This window comes from Bisbaumannia pacifica (assembly GCF_007989625.1).
Lineage (GTDB): Bacteria > Pseudomonadota > Gammaproteobacteria > Pseudomonadales > Halomonadaceae > Bisbaumannia > Bisbaumannia pacifica.
This window is the reverse complement of record NZ_BJUK01000026.1, coordinates 1-18,448: the sequence shown is the minus strand read 5'-3', so window position 1 is coordinate 18,448 and position 18,448 is coordinate 1. Positions and strand designations below refer to the sequence as shown.

At 67.3% G+C, this 18,448-nt stretch carries 22 protein-coding genes and 1 tRNA gene; 13 read left to right on the top strand and 10 right to left on the bottom strand.

Annotation, left to right across the window (positions count from 1 at the left end; translation table 11 throughout):
• Window positions 1–8: 8 nt before the first annotated feature.
• The 4 genes from sbcB to minC form a co-directional block, all read right to left on the bottom strand.
• Complete coding sequence (gene sbcB / locus HPA02_RS11690; protein WP_146803380.1) at window positions 9–1,499, bottom strand: exodeoxyribonuclease I; 1,491 nt, start codon at window positions 1,497–1,499, stop codon at window positions 9–11.
• A gap of 86 nt (window positions 1,500–1,585) precedes the next feature.
• Window positions 1,586–1,837, bottom strand: a complete 252-nt coding sequence (minE, locus tag HPA02_RS11685; RefSeq protein WP_146803379.1) for a cell division topological specificity factor MinE — start codon at window positions 1,835–1,837, stop codon at window positions 1,586–1,588.
• On the bottom strand, window positions 1,834–2,652 hold the full coding sequence (gene minD / locus HPA02_RS11680) for a septum site-determining protein MinD (protein WP_146803378.1): 819 nt from the start codon (window positions 2,650–2,652) through the stop codon (window positions 1,834–1,836). Before minD ends, minE begins: the two co-directional genes overlap by 4 nt.
• A gap of 56 nt (window positions 2,653–2,708) precedes the next feature.
• Window positions 2,709–3,458 (bottom strand): septum site-determining protein MinC, encoded by a 750-nt coding sequence (gene minC, locus HPA02_RS11675; protein ID WP_146803377.1) that lies wholly within the window; start codon window positions 3,456–3,458, stop codon window positions 2,709–2,711.
• A 212-nt stretch (window positions 3,459–3,670) separates the two neighbouring features.
• On the opposite strand from minC, the gene HPA02_RS11670 reads away from it, so the two are divergent.
• Window positions 3,671–6,460: a DUF349 domain-containing protein gene (locus HPA02_RS11670; protein WP_146803376.1), complete on the top strand. Its 2,790-nt coding sequence runs from the start codon at window positions 3,671–3,673 to the stop codon at window positions 6,458–6,460.
• A gap of 67 nt (window positions 6,461–6,527) precedes the next feature.
• Here the strand turns inward: HPA02_RS11670 and phbB are convergent, their stop codons facing one another.
• The gene (gene phbB, locus HPA02_RS11665) at window positions 6,528–7,274 is read right to left on the bottom strand and encodes an acetoacetyl-CoA reductase (RefSeq protein ID WP_146803375.1); all 747 of its coding nucleotides are present in this window, start codon (window positions 7,272–7,274) and stop codon (window positions 6,528–6,530) included.
• Between the two features lie 200 nt (window positions 7,275–7,474).
• Here phbB and HPA02_RS11660 point away from each other — a divergent pair.
• Window positions 7,475–7,551 (top strand) — tRNA-Met (locus HPA02_RS11660).
• A gap of 340 nt (window positions 7,552–7,891) precedes the next feature.
• Entirely contained in the window at window positions 7,892–8,821 is a 930-nt protein-coding gene (locus HPA02_RS11655) for a thioredoxin family protein (RefSeq protein WP_146803374.1), read from the top strand.
• A 35-nt stretch (window positions 8,822–8,856) separates the two neighbouring features.
• On the opposite strand, the gene HPA02_RS11650 is transcribed toward HPA02_RS11655, so the two are convergent.
• Window positions 8,857–10,035, bottom strand: a complete 1,179-nt coding sequence (locus tag HPA02_RS11650; RefSeq protein WP_146803373.1) for a MalY/PatB family protein — start codon at window positions 10,033–10,035, stop codon at window positions 8,857–8,859.
• A 57-nt stretch (window positions 10,036–10,092) separates the two neighbouring features.
• Between HPA02_RS11650 and HPA02_RS11645 the strand changes: the two genes are divergently transcribed.
• The 7 genes from HPA02_RS11645 (at window position 10,093) to HPA02_RS11620 (ending at window position 13,206) form a co-directional block, all read left to right on the top strand.
• On the top strand, window positions 10,093–10,527 hold the full coding sequence (locus HPA02_RS11645) for a hypothetical protein (RefSeq protein WP_146803372.1): 435 nt from the start codon (window positions 10,093–10,095) through the stop codon (window positions 10,525–10,527).
• A 91-nt stretch (window positions 10,528–10,618) separates the two neighbouring features.
• Window positions 10,619–11,032, top strand: coding sequence for an acyl-CoA thioesterase (locus HPA02_RS11640; protein WP_146803371.1), 414 nt, complete (start codon window positions 10,619–10,621; stop codon window positions 11,030–11,032).
• The gene (ybaK, locus tag HPA02_RS11635; protein ID WP_146803370.1) at window positions 11,029–11,499 is read left to right on the top strand and encodes a Cys-tRNA(Pro) deacylase; all 471 of its coding nucleotides are present in this window, start codon (window positions 11,029–11,031) and stop codon (window positions 11,497–11,499) included. Before HPA02_RS11640 ends, ybaK begins: the two co-directional genes overlap by 4 nt.
• A gap of 54 nt (window positions 11,500–11,553) precedes the next feature.
• Window positions 11,554–11,883, top strand: coding sequence for a hypothetical protein (locus HPA02_RS11630; RefSeq protein ID WP_146803369.1), 330 nt, complete (start codon window positions 11,554–11,556; stop codon window positions 11,881–11,883).
• Entirely contained in the window at window positions 11,852–12,373 is a 522-nt protein-coding gene (locus tag HPA02_RS11625) for a DUF501 domain-containing protein (protein WP_146803368.1), read from the top strand. Before HPA02_RS11630 ends, HPA02_RS11625 begins: the two co-directional genes overlap by 32 nt.
• Window positions 12,374–12,413: 40 nt before the next feature.
• A complete protein-coding gene (locus HPA02_RS18555; protein ID WP_269750185.1) occupies window positions 12,414–12,539 on the top strand; it encodes a hypothetical protein in 126 nt (41 codons plus the stop codon).
• Between the two features lie 115 nt (window positions 12,540–12,654).
• Entirely contained in the window at window positions 12,655–13,206 is a 552-nt protein-coding gene (locus HPA02_RS11620) for an LOG family protein (protein WP_146803367.1), read from the top strand.
• A gap of 6 nt (window positions 13,207–13,212) precedes the next feature.
• Here HPA02_RS11620 and HPA02_RS11615 read toward each other — a convergent pair whose 3' ends face one another.
• Both HPA02_RS11615 and HPA02_RS11610 read right to left on the bottom strand, forming a co-directional pair.
• Window positions 13,213–13,722, bottom strand: coding sequence for a 3'-5' exonuclease (locus HPA02_RS11615; protein WP_146803366.1), 510 nt, complete (start codon window positions 13,720–13,722; stop codon window positions 13,213–13,215).
• A 91-nt stretch (window positions 13,723–13,813) separates the two neighbouring features.
• The gene (locus HPA02_RS11610) at window positions 13,814–14,338 is read right to left on the bottom strand and encodes a tetratricopeptide repeat protein (RefSeq protein WP_146803365.1); all 525 of its coding nucleotides are present in this window, start codon (window positions 14,336–14,338) and stop codon (window positions 13,814–13,816) included.
• Between the two features lie 242 nt (window positions 14,339–14,580).
• On the opposite strand from HPA02_RS11610, the gene HPA02_RS11605 reads away from it, so the two are divergent.
• Together HPA02_RS11605 and yaaA are read left to right on the top strand one after the other, a co-directional pair.
• Window positions 14,581–15,612 carry an NADP(H)-dependent aldo-keto reductase gene (locus HPA02_RS11605; RefSeq protein ID WP_146803364.1) on the top strand — a complete coding sequence of 344 codons (1,032 nt, stop codon included), beginning with the start codon at window positions 14,581–14,583 and terminating at the stop codon, window positions 15,610–15,612.
• Between the two features lie 94 nt (window positions 15,613–15,706).
• Window positions 15,707–16,486 carry a peroxide stress protein YaaA gene (yaaA, locus tag HPA02_RS11600; RefSeq protein WP_146803363.1) on the top strand — a complete coding sequence of 260 codons (780 nt, stop codon included), beginning with the start codon at window positions 15,707–15,709 and terminating at the stop codon, window positions 16,484–16,486.
• Between the two features lie 7 nt (window positions 16,487–16,493).
• Here the strand turns inward: yaaA and HPA02_RS11595 are convergent, their stop codons facing one another.
• Window positions 16,494–17,069 carry an isochorismatase family protein gene (locus HPA02_RS11595; protein ID WP_146803362.1) on the bottom strand — a complete coding sequence of 192 codons (576 nt, stop codon included), beginning with the start codon at window positions 17,067–17,069 and terminating at the stop codon, window positions 16,494–16,496.
• Between the two features lie 102 nt (window positions 17,070–17,171).
• On the opposite strand from HPA02_RS11595, the gene HPA02_RS11590 reads away from it, so the two are divergent.
• Window positions 17,172–17,984: a Tim44 domain-containing protein gene (locus HPA02_RS11590; RefSeq protein WP_146803361.1), complete on the top strand. Its 813-nt coding sequence runs from the start codon at window positions 17,172–17,174 to the stop codon at window positions 17,982–17,984.
• Window positions 17,985–18,059: 75 nt separating this feature from the next.
• Here the strand turns inward: HPA02_RS11590 and HPA02_RS11585 are convergent, their stop codons facing one another.
• Window positions 18,060–18,263, bottom strand: a complete 204-nt coding sequence (locus HPA02_RS11585) for a hypothetical protein (protein WP_146803360.1) — start codon at window positions 18,261–18,263, stop codon at window positions 18,060–18,062.
• Window positions 18,264–18,448 lie beyond the last annotated feature (185 nt).

Sequence of the window (18,448 nt, the reverse complement as noted above, 5' to 3'; positions counted from 1 at the left end):
CACTACGCCTAGCCGAAGGCCTGGGGCGGCATGATCGCCTCCACATGCATCACCAGCTCCTCGAGGATCTGCCGCTGACGCTCCTCCAGGCTGAGCTGATTGAGCCGCTCGATCTCCCGGGCGAAGCCCTGCAGGGTCAGGCCACCGAGGCGGGCATCGTTCATGCGATTCCAGCGGTAGGCCTCCCACTGGGCCTGCTCCTCGCTGGTCAGGGTCTCCGGATAGCTGCGCGCCCGATAGCGGAACAGCATCTCCTCCAGCCGCGGGTCCTGGAAGGCGAAGCGCGCCTCCACCAGGTCCCAAGGGTCGCTATCCCGCACCCGCTGCATCTGCTGGCGATCGGCGGGGGAGAAGAAGCCCCCGGAGTAGAGCATCAGGTCGGGGTCCCGGGGCCCCTCCGGCGGTGCCTCGGCAAACACCTGGGCCGCCTTGCGGGCCGCCTCCGGCGCCTCGTGGAGGCGCTTCCAGTGCCGCCGGCAAGCCGCCAGGTCGAGGCCCATGCGTGCGACGATCTCGCCATACTCGCCGGCCTGGGGGCCGCTGACGTCCTTGAGGAAGCTCACCGGCATGATCACCGGGCTGCGATTGATATGGATCACCTTGAGGGGCACCCGCACGGTGCCCTCGGCCAGCTCGTCGGCGGCCACGAAGACCCGCTCGCGGATCGCCTCCGGGCTCAGCGTCAGCAGCGGCTCCGGGTCTTCCGCCAGGTCATAGACGATCACCCCATTAGGGTTGCTGGGGTGCTCGGCCAGGGGCATCACCAGGGCGGCGCAGGCGCGGCTGGCCGGGTAGCGCTGGGAGATATGCAGCAGTGGCTTGCGGGACGCCAGGTCGAGGCGGCGCGCCACCTCGCGCTTGCTGCGCAACCCCAGCAGGTAGTCGAAGAGCCGCGCATTGCACTCCCGCAGCAGCCGAGCCAGGGCGATGGTGGCGCGCACATCCACCAGGGCATCGTGGGCACCGGCATGCTCGATGCCGTTGGCGGCGGTCAGGTCCTCCAGGCGGAAGCTGGGGGCCCCGTCCTCGCGCTTCGGCCATTCGATCCCCTCCGGGCGCAGGGCGTGGAAGGCGCGCACCACATCGATCAGGTCCCAGCGCGAGTTGCCGTTCTGCCACTCCCGGGCATAGGGGTCGAGCAGGTTGCGATAGAAGAGGTGCCGGCTCACCTCGTCGTCGAAGCGCAGGCTGTTGTACCCCACCGCACAGGTGCCCGGCTCGCTCATGGCGGCATTGACCCGCCCGGCGAACTCCGCCTCCGGCAGGCCGCGGCGGCGCGCCGCCTGGGGGGTGATGCCGGTGATCAGGCAGGCCTGGGGGTGGGGCAGGTAATCGTCCGCCGGCTTGCAGAAGAGGGTCAGGGGCTCGCCGATCTCGTTGAGCTCGGCGTCGGTGCGGATGGCGGCAAACTGGGAGGGGCGATCCAGGCGCGGATCGGCCCCGAAGGTCTCGTAGTCATGCCAAAGAAAGGTGCGCGGTGCGGCGTCGGACTGCGCCATGGACGATCTCCAGACAGGGCCGTAAAGTGGGCCCAGCCTAGCATAGACCCCTGCCGGGCTCAGCCCATGGCCTCACCCGACAACGGCTAGCCCTTGGGCAGGGTCACGTTGAGCTCGAGAATCGAGCAGTCATCGTCCTTATCCAGGCTGATGCTCACGGCATCCCGGTCGACCTTGACGTAGCGGCGAATCACCTCCAGCAGTTCCCGCTCCAGCATCGGCATATAGTCCGGCTGGTCGCGCTGGCTACGCTGATGGGCCACGATAATCTGTAGCCGTTCCTTGGCGACCGAGGCGCTCTTCTTGCGTTCACCACGGAAAAAATCCAGGAGTTTCAACGGCGACCTCCTCCGAACATGCGGCTCAACAGGCCCTTCTTCTGAATTTCATGGAAGCGCAGCGGAACTTCCTCGCCGAGCAACCGGGAGACCGTATCGGCATAGGCCAGGCCGGCGTCGCTCTTCTGATCGTGAACCACCGGGATCCCCTGGTTGGAGGCCCGCAGCACCGCCTCGGACTCGGGAATCAGGCCGATCAGGTCGATGGCCAGGATCTCGCGAATGTCCTCGAGGGTGAGCATATCGCCATAATCGACCCGCTCCGGATTGTAGCGGGTGATCAGCAGGTGCTCCTTGACCGGGTCCTCACCCCGCTCGGCGCGGCGCGTCTTGGCCGCCAATAGGCCGAGGATGCGATCCGAGTCGCGTACCGAGGAGACCTCGGGATTGGTGACCACGATGGCCTCGTCGGCGAAGTACATGGCCAGTTGAGCCCCGCGCTCGATGCCCGCCGGGGAGTCACAGAGGATGTAATCGAAGTCGCCGGAGAGGGTCTCCAGCACCTTCTCCACCCCTTCCGGGGTCAGGGCATCCTTGTCGCGGGTCTGGGAGGCCGGCAGGATATGCAGGTTGTCGACCCGCTTGTCACGGATCAGCGCCTGCGCCAGCCCCGCCTCGCCCTGGATCACATTGACCAGGTCGTAGACGACACGCCGCTCGCAGCCCATGATCAGATCGAGATTACGCAGCCCCACATCGAAATCGATCACTACCGTCTTCTTGCCTCGCAGGGCCAGGCCGGTGGCAATGGCCGCGGCGCTGGTGGTCTTGCCGACCCCGCCCTTGCCTGAGGTCACTACAATGATCTTGGCCAAGTTACGCTTCCTGTTGCAGATTAGGTTCCCGATCGGCTCGCCGCCCTTATGACGTGTCAGTCCAGGGCCGCGATCGCCAGCTGATCATCGCTGAGATGCACTTCCACGGCGGCCCCCAGCAGGCGCGGATCGACGTCTTCCAGACGCTTGTAGTTGCCCGCTACCGAGAGCAGTTCGGCATGCAGCTCACGGCAATAGATACCCGTCGCGGCATTGCCATGAATACCGGCCAGGGCACGGCCGCGCAGGGCACCATAGACATGTACGCTGCCGGCGGCCAGCACTTCGGCGCCGGCATTGACGGCGCCGATCACCACCAGGTCCCCCTCGGGGGCACTGACCTGCTGCCCCGAGCGAACCGTGCCACGATAGATGCGTGCCGCCGGAACGGCCGCGGGCTCCGCCGCGCCGGAGGCAGCGCTCGAGGGAGCGGCGACCTCGGCGTCGCCGACCGGGACGCTCTCCAGCGACCGGGCGCGCGCCTCCTGAGGCGGAAACCAGCCCAACCCCAGGGCCCAGGCCGACTGCTTGACCGGATCGCTACCGCCGCGCACCGCCACCGGCAACAACTTGTGCGCCCGGCACACCGCGCAGATGCGCTCCAGGGCCAGGTGCGGTTCATCGAGGCGCTCGACGCTAAGCACCACCGGGGTATGCTGGAAAAAAGCCGGAGACTGGCTGAGCTTGCCCGCCAGTTGCTCGCGAATGCGTTCGGGGTCGGCACTGGTCAACTCCATGACCGTCATGGGCAGCAGCCCCCCCTTGAAGGAAAAGGCCAGACTGGCCCGATCCGCCTTCAGACTCATCGCCGGACTCCGCATCGGATATTGGGAGTAAAGCTAAGCGAGTGCGCCGGCTCCTGCAACCGATGATCTTCACGCAGACCGTCCCAGAAGCGCCAAACCGTTGGCATAACGAGACTTTCGCGGGAACACGGCGCATGCTTAGATTAGTGATATCGACCCTTGACGCGTCGCGGCCCCAGCCGCGGCCGATTCGCTCAGGAACCCCTTTCATCATGTCAGGATGGATCGCTTCGGGTTGGCTGCGCCGCTGGCTGGCGCCACGCTGGCAGCACCCCGACCCGGAAATACGCCGCCAGGCCGCCTTCAAGCTGGCACCCGGCAAGCCCACCGATCAGCGGGCGCTGGAGCGTCTGGCCGGGGATCGTGATGCCGGCGTCCGTCAGGCGGCCCTGTCACGGCTGACCGACCCTCGCCCCCTGCTCGCCTGGTTGGACACCGACTCGAACACCCCGGAGCTACGCCGCCGCCTGGGCGAGCTGCTCTGCGGCCGCGATGGCGACTTGCCGCTGACCGAGCGCCTGCCCCTGGTCGCCGACCTAGATGACGCCGAGCTGCTCGAGACCCTGGCCTTCGAGGGCGATAATCAGCAGCTACGCCTGGCCGCCCTGGCACGGCTCGATGACGAATCGCGGCTGATTCGCCAGGCCTGCGACAACGGCATCGCCGGGGTGCGCCGTGCCGCCGCCGAGCGGGTGACCAGCGAGGCCGGCCTGACGCGCCTGGCCCGGGAGGCCAAGCGCGACAAGCAGGTCGCTCGCCGGGCCCGCAAGGCATTGGCCGCGCGACGCGCCGATGCCGCCCAGGCTCGCCAGGCCCAGGCCGAGCGCGAACGCCTCCTACACGCCCTGGAGCAGCAGGCCCAGGCCCCCTGGGAACCGCTCTATGCCGGACGTTTGCGCCACCTGCAACGGGAGTGGGAGTCGCTGCAAGCCCCCTCCACACCGGCTCAGGAGTCGCGCTACCAGGAGGCCTGCCTGCGTTGCCGCAAGACCCTCAGCGACCATGAGGCCCATCATCAGGCTCATCGGGCCGCCAGCCAGCGTCAGGCTGATGCCGACCAGACCCGCCAGGAACTGGTCGAGGCCCTGGAGGAGAGCCTCACGGCCCTGCAGTGCAGCGAGCTAATCACGGCCCAGGACATCGATAGCCTGCGCTCCCAGAAGCACTTGCTGGCCAGCCGCTGGCAAGCGCTCTCGGATCAGCATGCCCCGGATGCCACCCTGCGCCAGCGCTATGACCAGGTGCTGGCCGGCTATGACGCCATCAGCCAGGCCTGGGAGGGCCTGCAACCTCGCGCCGAGGCCCTGGAGCAGGCCCTGGCCACGCGCGATGCCGCCGCGCTGGCCCGCGCCCTGGACGACTGCGACTGGCCCGAGCGGCTGCCGCCCACGCCTCTGTTGAAACGCGCCCGCGCCGCCCTGACTCAGGCCGAAGAGACCCAGGCCGGCCAGCGCCCCTCGGTGGCCTGGCTCGACGAGGAGCTGGATGAGCTCCAGCAACTGCTGGAGCGAGGCGCCTTCAAGGGCGCCAGCCGCCTGCACCAGAGCCTGCGCCAGCACCTGGATGGGGTGTCGGGGGAGGCCTATGCGGCGTCCCTGGCCCGCTTCAGGCGCCTCGCCGCCAAGCTCGCTGAGCTGCGCGACTGGCGCGGCTTCGTGGCCGGCCCCAAGCGCGATCAGCTCTGCCAGGCCATCGAGGCCCTGGCCGACGACACCCAGCTCGGTGATCGCGAACTGGATCACCAGCACCGCCGCCTGATCAAGGAGTGGAAGGAGCTGGGCAGCGCCGCCGCCACCCGGGAACTCGCCGAACGCTTCCGCGGCGCCTCGGATCGGATCCATGCACGCCTCGGCCCCTGGAAGGCCGCCCGCCAGGCCGAGCGACAGCGTAATCTGGAGGCGCGGGAGGCCCTCTGCGAGCAGCTCGAGGCCCTGCTGGCGCACCCGGATCCCGCCGCCGACCCGGACGCCCTGCGCGAGATCCGCGATCGCGCCCGGGAACAGTGGCTCCAGCATTCGCCGGTGCCCCGAGAGCAGGCGGAACGCGTCGGGCGACGCTTCGGGCGGATCCGCCATGAGCTGCAGGGGCTGATCGATCACCGCGCCCAGGAGATCGCCAGCGCCAAGCGCGAGCTGATCGAGAGCGCCCGTCGCCTGCTCGGCGACGGCGCCCCCATCGACCGCCGCACCGCCGAAGCCAAACGTCTGCAGCAGCGCTGGCGCGCCCTGGGTCGCGCCCCCAAGGGCGAGGAGCAGATGCTGTGGCGAGAATTTCGTGGCCTCTGCGACCAGCTCTTCGCCCATCGAGAAGCGGAACGGGACGATCGCGCTCGTCGCAGTCAGGCGCGCCTGGAGACCATGCAGGCCCTGATCGATCGCCTCGATGCCTGGCAACCCCAGACCAGCGATGATGCCGCGACCCTCGATCAGGCCATCGCCGAGGCCGAAGCCCTGGCCCCCCTGCCCTCGGGGCGCCGCAGCGAAGGCATGCGCCGGCGCTGGAGCGGCATCGTCCGGGCCCGTCGCGAGCGCCTACTACGCCTGGCAGTCAGCGAGGAAGTGGCCCGCTGGCAGGCCCTACGCCCCCTGCTGGAGGCGCACCTGACGGCGGATGCCGAGGCCCTGGGCAGTGGCTCGCCGACAGAGGTGCCCGATCCGGGCCCCATGGAAGGTGACATGCATCGGGCCCACGAGCGACGCAACGCCGCCCGACGTCACCCCGCCACGCCCCAGGACGTGGAAGAGCAGCTGATCCGACTGCGGGTCCACCTGGCACTGCTGGCCGGCGAGCCGGTCGGGCAACAGGATGAACCGCTGCGCCTGGCCATCCAGGTGGAGCGCCTCAACGAGGGGTTGGGCCGCGAGCTCTCCCGGGCCGAAGAGATTCACGGCCTACTTCGCGAACTACTGGCCACCGGCCCGGTTCCCGCCGCGCTCTGGGAGCGGGAAGTCCAGGAGCTGGATAGCCTGCTGGCCCGCCTGCTGCACCTGCCGCCGCCCTGAAACGAGCGCTCCAACGCAAGACGCGAGATCAAGGCCTCGCGTCTCGTTGTCGTCCCTCAGGGGGAAATCAGCCCATGAACTGGCCGCCGTTGATATCCAGGTTAGCCCCGGTGATAAAGCCCGACTCCTTGCCGGCCAGAAAAACCACCGCCCGGGCGATCTCCTCGGGGGTGCCGAAACGCTTGACCGGAATCCCCTCGCGGATGCCCTCGCGAATTTCCTCGGGAATCTTCATGATCATGTCGGTGGCCACATAGCCCGGCGACAGGGTATTGACGGTCACTCCCTTGCTGGCGGTCTCCTGGGCCAGGGACATGGTCAGGCCATGCATCCCCGCCTTGGCCGCCGCATAGTTGACCTGGCCGAACTGCCCCTTGCGGCCATTGATCGAGGAAATATTGACGATGCGCCCATAGCCCTGTGCCAGCATGTCCGAGATCACGCTGCGGCAGGTGTTGAAGACGCTATTGAGGTTGGTATCGATGACCTCGTGCCACTGCTCCGGGGTCATCTTCTTCAGGGTGCCGTCGCGGGTGATCCCGGCGCAGTTGACCAGCACACTGATCGGGCCATGCTGCTCGCGGAGCTCGTTGACTCCCGCCTCGCAGGAGGCGTAATCCACCAGATCGATGCCCGACAGGACGATATTATCGAAGCCCTCGGCCTGCTGCTGGGCCAGCCAGCCCTTGGCCTTCTCGGCATTATGATACCCCGCCACCACCCGATAGCCCTCCTTGGCCAAGGCGCGACAGATAGCGGTGCCAATACCACCGGTGCCTCCGGTGACCCAAGCGACGGGTGCTGTATCGGTCATAGAGTGACTCCCTTGTTAGTGGCCCTGAATAACGACATGGTGCCCTTGGGGCAAATCCAGTGTCGTCGACCCGCGAGTCAAGATGATGACTGCTGGGCCAGTATGTGATGCCGCGGTGCAACAAGACGAGCGTTTCATTGCACACTCGTCGTCAACGCTTGACGTACGTCATAAAATCCGTATAGTGTGCATCACGTTGATGCGGGGTGGAGCAGTCTGGTAGCTCGTCGGGCTCATAACCCGAAGGTCATCGGTTCAAATCCGGTCCCCGCTACCAAACATAGAAGAAGGCCGATTCCTTAGGGAGTCGGCCTTTTTCGTTGCCGAACCGATGACGGTCATCGGTTCGCTTTGGTTTCAAGATCAGTGGTCCCCGCTACTAAGCATAGGAGAAGGTCGATTTCTTAGGGAGTCGGCTTTTTTCGTTGCCGAACCGGTGACGGTCATCGGTTCCCATCCGCGCCCCGCGACGCAGATACCATGGAAAGCCGACCCAGTCGGGAGTCGGCGCTGGCGTTTTTATCGACCGCCCCTGTCGATCGCCTGTGCCAAGGCTTGAATCCGGCCGTCGTCACCCGCATCTTGTGAGGAAACCCGAGCTTCACAAGGCAGACCCCATGCAGATCGTCGACCCGCGCAGCGGTGCCCCCCTGACCTCCGAGGCGCAAGCGTCCAGCCCGCAATCCCAGGCAGACCCCAGCGCCTATATCGTCGATATCGACATGAGCAACTTCCAGCAGGTGGTGCTGGAAGGCTCAATGCAGACCCCGGTACTGCTGGACTGCTGGGCCCCCTGGTGCGAGCCCTGCAAGAACCTGATGCCGGTGCTCGAGAAGCTGGCCCGGGAGTATCAGGGTGCCTTCGTGCTGGCCAAGCTGAATATCGACGAGAATCAGGAGATCGCCGCCCAGCTAGGGATCCGCTCGGTGCCGGACGTCAAGCTGATCCTCCAGGGCCAGCTCTATGATCAGTTCCAGGGCGCCCTGCCGGAGGGGCAGATCCGTGAATGGCTGGGGCAGTACCTGCAGCCCCCGGCGGAGGCACCGGCCAGCCCCGAGGAGCAGGCCAAGGCGGCCCTGGAGGCCGGCGACGCGGCCACCGCGCGCGCCCTCTACGAGCAACTGGTCCAGCAGTATCCCGAGCATCACGACTACCAGGTCGACCTGGCCGGCGCCCTGCTCGCCGAGGGCCGCGGCGAGGATGCCAGGGCCCTGCTCGACAACCTGCCCCCGGAGCACCGCGATGCCCCCAAGGCCCGTGGCGTGCGCGCCAGCCTGGAGTTTCGCCAGGAGGCCCCCGATGACCAGGCCCTTGCCGCCCTCGGCGACCGTGACGACAGCGAGGCCCAGTTCCAGCGCGCCCTGCGCCGGGTCGCCGATGGCGACTATGAGACCGGCCTGGAGGCCCTGCTGACGCTGATGAAGCACGACCGCGCCTATGGCGACGATGCGGCCCGCCAGACCCTGCTGCGGGTCTTCGATGCCCTGGGGGCGGACCACCCGCTTACCGTCACCTATCGTCGCAAGCTCTTCGCCCTACTTTACTGACCCCTGCATCACGACCGCCCTCGGGCGGTCGTCGGCTATCTCAGCAGGGTGTCGAGGCGCTCGATGGCCTGGGTCAGCTGCGTCGGCGTGGTCCCGAAGTTGAGCCTGACGAAACCCGGCCAGCCGAAGTCGGCGCCGTCGGAGAGTGCCACCCCGGCGCCGTCCAGTAGCGCCTGCTGAGGCGATTCGCCGAGACTCGCCTGGCGCATATCGAGCCAGGCCAGGTAGGTGGACTCGGGGAACGACATCGCCACCCCGGGCCACTCGGCCACCGCCTCTACCAAGCGCCGGCGGTTATCACGCAGCACCGCCAGCAAGGCCTGTCGCCAAGGCTCGCCCTGGGCGTAGGCCGCCTCCGCCGCCACTACCCCCAGCACGTTCATGTCCGGCTGCAGGCCGCGGCAGCGCGCCACGAAGCGCCGCCGCAGCTCGGCGTCGGGGATCACCGCACAGGCGGTGGTCAGCCCCGCCAGATTGAAGGTCTTGGAGGGTGCCCAGAGCGTCACGATCCGCGCCGCCAGCTCGGGATAGGCCGCCGCCAGGGGCCGGTGTCGGGCGCCCTCCTCCAGCAGCAGGTCACAGTGCAGCTCGTCGGAGGCCACCAGCAGATCGTGGCGCTCCACCAGCGCCGCCAACCCCGCGAGCTCCTCGTCACGCCAGACCCGGCCGGTGGGGTTATGCGGATGACACCACAACAGCAGCCGCGTCTGCGGCGTAATCGCCGCCTCCAGCGCCGCCAGGTCGAGGCGCCAAGGCTCGCCGGGGGCCGGCGGCTCGGCGAGCCGCGCCTGCTGGGCCAGCCGCCCGCTGCGCTCGGCCACCTTGAGAAAGGGCGGATAGATGGGAGTGACGGTCAGGATTCCCTCGCCGGGCTCGGTCAGCGCCATCGCCGCCAGCTGCAGGGCCGGTACCACCCCCGGCAACCAGTGCTGCCAGTCGGGCCGAATGGTCCAGCCATAGTGCTCGGCACTCCAGTCGCAGAGGGCCCGGCGCAGGCCATCGGGCACCAGCCCGTAGCCGAAGACGCCATGGGCGACCCGCGCCTGGAGGGCCTCGATCACCGCCGGCGGCGAGGCGAAGTCCATATCGGCAACCCAGAGCGGTAGCACCGCCTCCCCGTAGCGATGCCATTTTTGGGACGGCCAGTCGGACGGCTCGACGTCGCGGGCACCGGGATGCCGTCGCTCGATGGGCGTGGCAAAATCGAAGGCCATGTCTGCTCCTCGTCAGTTCACTGCTGGCGCCATTGCACCACTTATAAGGGTTTGACCATGCAGGAAAGTCCCTTCTACGCCAAGGTTCGTCAAGGCCTCCCCGCCCTGATCGACCAGTGGCGACGCCTGGGCCAGGGCGATCCCCAACGCCTGGCCCTGATCCTCGCCGAGACGGCGCGGGTCGCCAAGCTCGGCGAGCCGGAAGCCACCCCCAGCGCCGAGGAGCTGGCCGCCTGGAGTCGTGCCGAGGCCGCCGAGCAAGTGCCCCTCTGGGCCGCCAAGACGGCCACCTTCCTGCTGGTGCAGATGCCGGCCCGCCCCACCCCGGAGAATTTCGACGAGGCCTGCGCCTGGGCCTACTGTTGGCTGCGCAACCGCGACTTCGCCGACTTCGACGCCGCCCTGGCGGCGCTGCCGGCCCACCTGCAGGCCCCCCTGGCGCAGGCCCTGAAGGCGGCCTGGACCGATCGCCAGGGGCTGCGACTCATCTGACCGCGGCGCCTCCCCGCCCCTTCTCCGGATGTCGACTTGACCTAGCGTTTGCTCGGGTTAATGCTGATCCCTTTGCCAGCGAGGATCCCCCATGTTCACCACCCAGCTCACCCCGGCCTTCACCGATACCGACGCCCTCGGGCATATCAACAACACCCGGCTGCCGGTGTGGTTCGAGCAGGCGCGTACCGACCTCTTTCGCCTCTTTACGCCGGACCTGGATCCGCGCAAGTGGCGCCTGATCCTCGCCAAGCTGGAGGTGGAGTACCTGGCCGAACTCTTCTATGGCCAACCGGTGACGATTCACACCTACCTGACGCGGCTGGGCAACAGCTCCCTGACCGTGACCCAGGAGGCCTGGCAGGAGGGGCGCCTGGGGGCCCGCGGTCATACCGTCATGGTCCACTATGATCATGCTGCCAAGTGCTCGCTGCCCATCGAGGGCGAACTGCGCCAGCGCCTGGAAGAGCATCTGCGTGACGCCGCCGCCGAGGCCACGCCGTGACCCCGGCCATCCGCGCCCTGGAGCGAGCCGGCGTGCCCCATCGGGTGCTGAGCTACGCCCATGACCCGCGTGCCCCCGCCTATGGCCTGGAGGCCGCCGAGGCCCTGGACCTCGCCCCCGAAACGGTGTTCAAGACGCTGGTGGCCAAGCTCGATGATGGCCGTCTGGCGGTGGCCCTGGTGGCGGTGACCGATCAACTCGACCTCAAGGCCCTGGCCCGGGCCGCTGGCGCCAAGAAGGCCCAGATGGCAGAGCCCGAGGCGGCCCAGCGAGCCACCGGCTATGTGGTCGGCGGCATCAGTCCGCTGGGGCAGAAGAAGCGCCTGCCGACCTTTATCGATCGCCGTGCCGAGGCGCTGTCGACGCTGCATATCAGCGCCGGCAAGCGGGGCCTGGAAGTGGCCCTGGCCCCGGCCGACCTGGCTCGCCTCTGTGCCGGACGCTTCGCCGACCTGGCACGGGCGTGAGCCTTTCCCGCCCGACCGTTGTCTCAGGCCTATCCCCCGCGACAGGAGGCCATCATGGCGATCCGCTACAACCTGTGGCTCGACCCCGACAATACCGCGACCCATCGCGCCGTGGAGGCGGACCTGGAGCGCTACTTCGTGGAACGATTCGCCGACTACCCGCATATCCGGTTGTTCGGGGCCGACCCTTACGATTATGATGCTCCCTTCAACCGCCTCTACGATGCGCTGATGGCTCGGGCCCTCGACTACTGTGAACGGCAGTGGTGCTATGTGCCCACGCCGGCCCAGCTCAATCAAGCCTTCTTTCGTGCCGTGGGGCGCTCGAACAAGTTTCTGCGAGACCCCCAAGATGGTGATCCCCACCGATCAGATTCCCGATGAGCGTCAACTGGCGATCATCACCGAGCAGCTCGGCCGTGCCCCGCGTGGCATTCAGGCCGTGGTCGCCACCGATGGCGAAGGCACCCCCCTGGTGCTGCGCATGCACTCCCTGGTCGACGGCAAGCCCTTCCCGACCCTCTTCTGGCTCTGCTCCGAGCGCCTCAAGGTGGAGCTGTCGCATATCGAGGCCGCCGGGGTGATCAAGCGCCTGGAGGCCCGCCTCAAGGAAGATCCCGACTTCCTGGCCGCCTACCACCGCAGCCACGAGGACTATGTGGCCCGTCGCTGGGCCTCCATGAGCCCGACCCAGCAGGCCGAAGCGGAGCGCCTGGGCTATGCGGAGCTGCTTCGCCACCGCGGCATCGGCGGCATCGCCAACTGGGACCAGGTGCGCTGCCTGCATACCCAGTACGCCCACCACCTGGGCGGCGACAATATCATCGGCCAGTGGCTGGACGCCGAGTATGGCGTCGCCGACTGCCTGCCCTGATTTCCCCTCCCCCTGACACCCCTCTAAAGGAGATATCTCCATGTATTTCGATACCCATGTGGTCGCCAGCCTGGTCCTGATCGGCAGCATGTTCGTCATCAGCGGCGTCGGCATCAAGCTGCTGCGTGACGCCATGCGTCGCGATGCCAGCCGCAGCAGCCGCTAAACGCGACCGACGCACGACCCAGGAAGGGGCACCGCTGGGTGCCCCTTCCGCGTTTGAGGGTACGATTCAGGGTATGGCGGCCGGAAGCCGCTCCACGACGAGCAAGGAGTAATGCATGGCAAGTATCTGTGTCTATCTGGGCTCGCGGGATGGCGAGGATCCCCGCCACCGTGAGGCCACCGAGGCCCTGGGGCGACTGATCGCCCGGCGTGGCCATCGCCTGGTCTATGGCGGCGCCCGGGTCGGCCTGATGGGACGCCTCGCCGATGCCGCCCTGGCGGCGGGCGGCCAGGTGATCGGCGTGATGCCACGCCACCTGGTGGCTCGGGAGCAGGCGCACCAGGGGCTCAGCGAGCTGATTCGGGTCACCGACATGCACGAGCGCAAGGCCACCATGGCCGCCCATGCGGACGCCTTTATCGCCCTGCCCGGCGGCATTGGCACCCTGGAGGAACTGTTCGAGATCTGGACCTGGCACTACCTGGGGCTCCACGACAAGCCCCTGGGCGTGCTCGACAGCGGCGGCTTCTATACCCCCCTGCTGGACTTTATGGACGGCACCGTCGCGGCGGGTTTCCTGGATCAACGCACCCGGGATCGGCTGCTCGCCGCGACCACGCCCCAGGCACTGCTCGACGCCCTGGAGACACATCTGGCGACTGAATAGGCTCGCTCAGTCGGCGGCGCTGCCTTGTGCCAAGGCCCGGGTGCGGGCATAGGTCTGCTGCAGCAGGCGGGCATCGTCGCCGGCGCGGTGACGATGAATACCCAGCTCTACCACCAGGGCCTCCTTGGTCGCCTTCCAGAGCGCCTGCTGCCGCTCGTCGAGCAGGCGGCGTAGCGCCTCCAGGCGAAAACGCGGCAGCACCCCGGCGTGATGAAAGAGCAACGACAGCCAGGTGTTGTCGTATCCCCAGCTATCGCTGTAGGCCACTCCCACCTGGGCCAGCTCATCATTGAGCCAGCGCGCCACCTCATCCACCGGGTGCCCCTCGCGGGCTAGACGCGCCCGGGAGATGCCATGCAGCAACTCGGCCTTGGGATCCCAGTGCACCCACTCCGTCAGGGGCTGGATCAGGAAAGCGCAACTGCTGCCATCGGCCCGCGCGATGCCCACCTCGATGGGGTAGCTACCGCGCCCGAACCCGGACGCCTCGATATCCAGCAGTGTCGGCAGCGTCACTCGGGCATCCTCTGGTTAACAAGGGGCGGCCGGGGTCATGGCGAACCCGGGGATCATTCCAGCCTACTGGGTTAGCGGCGCCGGGTCGAATTCAGTGGCGTGAGGCGGGGGCGTCGGGCAGGTCGGGGGGCGACCAGAGGGCAGGCTCCAGCTGACGGTCGGCCAGGGATTGCCAGTAGGCGGCCTGTTCGGCATCCACCGCCAGGCCGAGCTCCCCCTGGCGATAGGCCTTGGCCAGGCGCTCGGCGGCCAGCGGATGGCCCGCCTCGCCGGCCCGGGCATACCAGGTCACGGCATGGTCATCGCGACGCGGGTACTGGGCGCAGCCATGCTCATAGATAGCGGCCAGCTGATACTGGGCGCGGACATCGCCGCTCTGCGCCGCCTCGAGGACATAGCGCGCACCGCGGGCCTTGTCCTGGGGCGAGACGCCGCGATGAAAGAGCATATGGCCGTAGAGCGACAGGGCGCCGGGATGACCGGCATCGGCGCAGCGCTGGAACAGATGCATGGTCAGCCGCTGGGTACGCGGCGAACGCGGTAACCAGCGCAGATGAAAGAGCTGCTCTGCCAGTCGATATTCAAGGCGCGTGAACAGTGAAGATGCCTGCGGCATGGCAAACAACCTTGCATTCCTGAGTAGCGAAGAGATGGACCGGCTCCTGATACAGCATAGGCCAGTATCCAAGCGTCACTGCATCGCCAAAACCCGCTGTTCTGGCGAATGGGCCGCAAGCATACGCCCCTCACCGGGGCGACTCAACCCTCGTGAGGGCGGCCTTCGGCCGCACCGGGTTTGCCGCCGCCCCGGGGCCTGGCTACCATGCCCTAAATTATCGCGAGATCAGGAGTGGATCCATGCAGACCCGACCGCTTGGCGACACCGGAATCGAGGTCAGTCGCCTATGCCTGGGCACCATGACCTTCGGTGAGCAGAACAGCGAAGCCGAGGCCCACGAGCAGCTCGACCGGGCGGTGGCCTTCGGTATCAATTTTATCGATACCGCCGAGATGTACCCGGTGCCGCCTCGCGCCGAGACCCAGGGGCGCACCGAGACCTACATCGGCAACTGGCTCAAGGCCCGCGGCTCCCGGGACGACGTGATCATCGCCAGCAAGATCGCCGGCCCCGGCATGGACTACCTGCGGGGCGGCTCGCGACTGACCCGGGAGCAGATCCACCAGGCGGTGGAGACCAGCCTGCGGCGCCTGCAGACCGATTATATCGACCTCTACCAGCTGCATTGGCCCGATCGCTACACCAACTTCTTCGGCCGCATGGGCTACGAGCACAAGGAGGAGGAGGTCAGCACGCCCCTGGAGGAGAGCCTCTCGGCCCTCCAGGAACTGGTAGAGAGCGGCAAGGTTCGCGCCATCGGCCTCTCCAACGAGACGCCCTGGGGATTGATGCAGAGCCTGCGCCTGGCGGAGCGCCTCGACCTGCCCAAGGTGGCCAGCATCCAGAACCCCTACAACCTGCTCAATCGCACCTTCGAGATCGGCCTCGCCGAGATCGCCCATCGCGAGAACGTCGGCCTGCTGGCCTACTCGCCGCTGGCCTTCGGGGTGCTCTCCGGCAAGTACCTGGATGGCCAATGGCCCCCCGGCGCGCGCCTGACCCTCTTCGAGCGCTTCCAGCGCTACAACTCCCAGAGCGCCATGGAGGCGACTCGGGCCTATGTGGAGATCGCCCGGGAACACGACCTAGACCCGGCGCAGATGGCCCTGGCCTTCGTCAATTCCCGCTCCTTCCTGACCAGCAATATCATCGGCGCCACCACCATGGAGCAGCTGGAGAGCAACCTGGCCAGCGAGTCCCTGAAGCTCGAACCGGCCGTACTGGAAGCCATCGAGGCGGTCCATCGGCGACAGCCCAACCCCTGCCCCTGAGGCCATGCCCCACGGGGCTATCGCCTCGATAGCCCCGTGGGGAGACAGCGCCTGATATACTCGACACTCTCTTCATCAGGACCAGGAGCGCCCCATGCTGAGCGTGATCTCGCCCGCCAAGACGCTAGACTTCGAGTCCCCGGCCACCACGGCCATCCACACCCAGCCGGATTATCTGGAGCGCAGTCAGGCACTGATCGAGATCCTGCGCGACTACTCCCCCCAGCGCCTCAGCGAGCTGATGGGCATCAGCGACAAGCTGGCCGGTCTCAATGCCGCCCGCTTCGCCGATTGGGCGCCCCCCTTCGGCCCCGAGAATGCCAAGCCCGCCGCCCAGGCCTTCCAGGGCGACGTCTATGTGGGCCTGGAAGCGGCGAGCTTCGACGACGAGGACAACGCCTTCGCCCAGCGCCATCTGCGGATTCTCTCCGGCCTCTATGGCCTGCTGCGCCCCCTCGACCTGATCCAGCCCTATCGCCTGGAGATGGGCACCAAGCTGGAGAATGCCGCCGGCAAGGACCTCTACGCCTTCTGGAGGCCGCTGCTGACCGCCGAGCTGGACAAGGCGGTGGCCGACAGCGGTACCCCGGTGCTGGTCAACCTGGCCTCCAACGAGTACTTCAAGGCCATCGATACCCGCAAGCTGCGGGCCCGGGTCATCACCCCGGTGTTCAAGGACGAGAAGAACGGCAAGCTGAAGATCATCAGCTTCTATGCCAAGAAGGCCCGCGGCCTGATGGCCGCCTGGATGATTCGCCAGCGCCTGGAGGACCCGGAGCGGCTCAAGGAGTTCGATGTGGCCGGCTACCGCTTCGACGCCGAGCTGTCCCAGGGCGATACCCTGGTCTTTACCCGCCCCGAGGCAGCGGCCTGAGGCCCCCTCAGAAGAAGCGCAGGGAGCGGTCCGAGCGCTCTCGGAGGTAGGCGCGGTGCACGGCCTTGAAGCGCTCGTCATCGCAGCGATTCAGCCACTCATAGGCCACCATGTCGGCACTCACCGGGATCGCGCCCATGGCGGTTACCCGCTCGCGAGCCAGCCGCGCCTCCTCCGGGCGACGGCTGGCGGTGGCCTCCACCAGCCAGTAGACCTCGTAGCCGGCATCCAGCAGCCCCAGGGCACTCTGCATCACGCAGATATGCGCCTCACTACCACAGATCACCACCTGACGCTTGCCGCTCTCGCGCAGCGCCTCGGCGAAGGTCGCCTCGTCATGGACGCCGAAGTGCGCCTTCTGGAAGATGCGTGCCTCGGGCAGACGCGCCACCAGCCGCGGATCGGAGCCTCCTAGCCCCTGGGGATACTGCTCGGTGATCCACACCGGCACGCTCAGGGCCTGAGCCACCTCGCCCAGCCAGCCCGCCTCCTCCACCGCCTGCTCCCCCCCATGAATCACCGGTAACAGGCGACTCTGCAGGTCGACGATCAATAACAGGCTTTCCTCAGATTCCAGGCGCATGAGCTCTCTCCGATAATTGGTTCCGTTGCCTCGCGTAGTGGCTAGAATAGAGGGCCCGAGACTTCCTGACACCTCACCATCCTTCAACTCTGGAGATACCCCATGCGCCATCTCTTCGTCATGCTGCTGGTCAGCGTGCTCGGCTTTGGCCTCGCCGTCGACCACGCAGAAGCCCGCCGCCTGGGTGGCGGCGGCAGTATCGGTAGCGTTTCCCGCTCCGCCTCGCCGCCCACCACCGCCAAGGCCACCCAGGGCCAAACACCCAACCAGGCAGCCAACCCCTCGCGTGGCCGCGGCCTGGGCGGGATGCTCGGAGGCATGCTGGCCGGCGGCCTGTTAGCCGCCCTCTTCTTCGGCGGCGCCTTTGACGAGCTTCGCCTGATGGATCTCCTGCTGGTCGCCGGCATCGCCTTCCTGCTGTTCCGGCTGCTGGCCCGCCGGCGCGTGGCCCCCGCCGCGGGGCCGGCTCCGCAGCGCCCCGAACCTCAGGCCTTCCAGGCCGAGTCCACGCCGGCCGCGGGTAGCCTCGGCGGCATGGGCAGCGAGCCCGAGTGGTTCGACCGAGAGCGCTTCCTGGGCGGCGCCAAGGAGCACTTCATGACCCTGCAGCGGGCCTGGGACAATAACGACTTCTCCCAGATCCAGGACTATGTCACCCCCGAGCTCTACAACCTGCTACGCCAGGAGCGCGATCAGCACCCGGCCAACAACCGTACCGAGATCGTGCGCCTGTTCGCCGAGCTGGGCAGCGTCCAGGAGATCGGCAACCAGGCCGAGGCCACGGTGATCTTCCATGGCATCATCGACGAGAACGGCGAGCACAACGAGTTCAACGAGACCTGGCACCTGATTCGTGAGCTCCGCGAGGATGCTCCCTGGTACCTCCAGGGTATCGAGCAGAACGCCGGCACCTGAGCCCCCTCACGGCTAGAAACGAGCAAGGCCGGGCATCTGCCCGGCCTTATCGTAGTGCCTTGCTACGGTCCTGAATCAATACCCATCGGAGCCCCCCTCGGCGCTCTCCTCAAGGCTTTCGCCCATCTCTTCGATGCTCTCGCCGGCCTCTTCCATGGCCTCATCGATATTCTGTCCCGCCTCTTCCGCCGGCCCCGGATCATCTTCGCAAGCGGCCAGCCCCATCCCCATCATGGCCGCCAGGGCCGCGATCGCCAGATAACGCATCATGCCTGTCATCGTCTCCTCCTGAGATCCCACTGTGGACAGTACCGACATTCACCATAGCAGAGCCCTCGATGGACCGAGGGCGGGCCTTTGTATGGGTTTGTAAGCCAGTCACACCCGTGGATACCTTCCATGAAGAGTCTCACCTGGCACCGGCCGAACGCCCCGAGCCGGCGAGGGAGCGGACCGCGACGCGG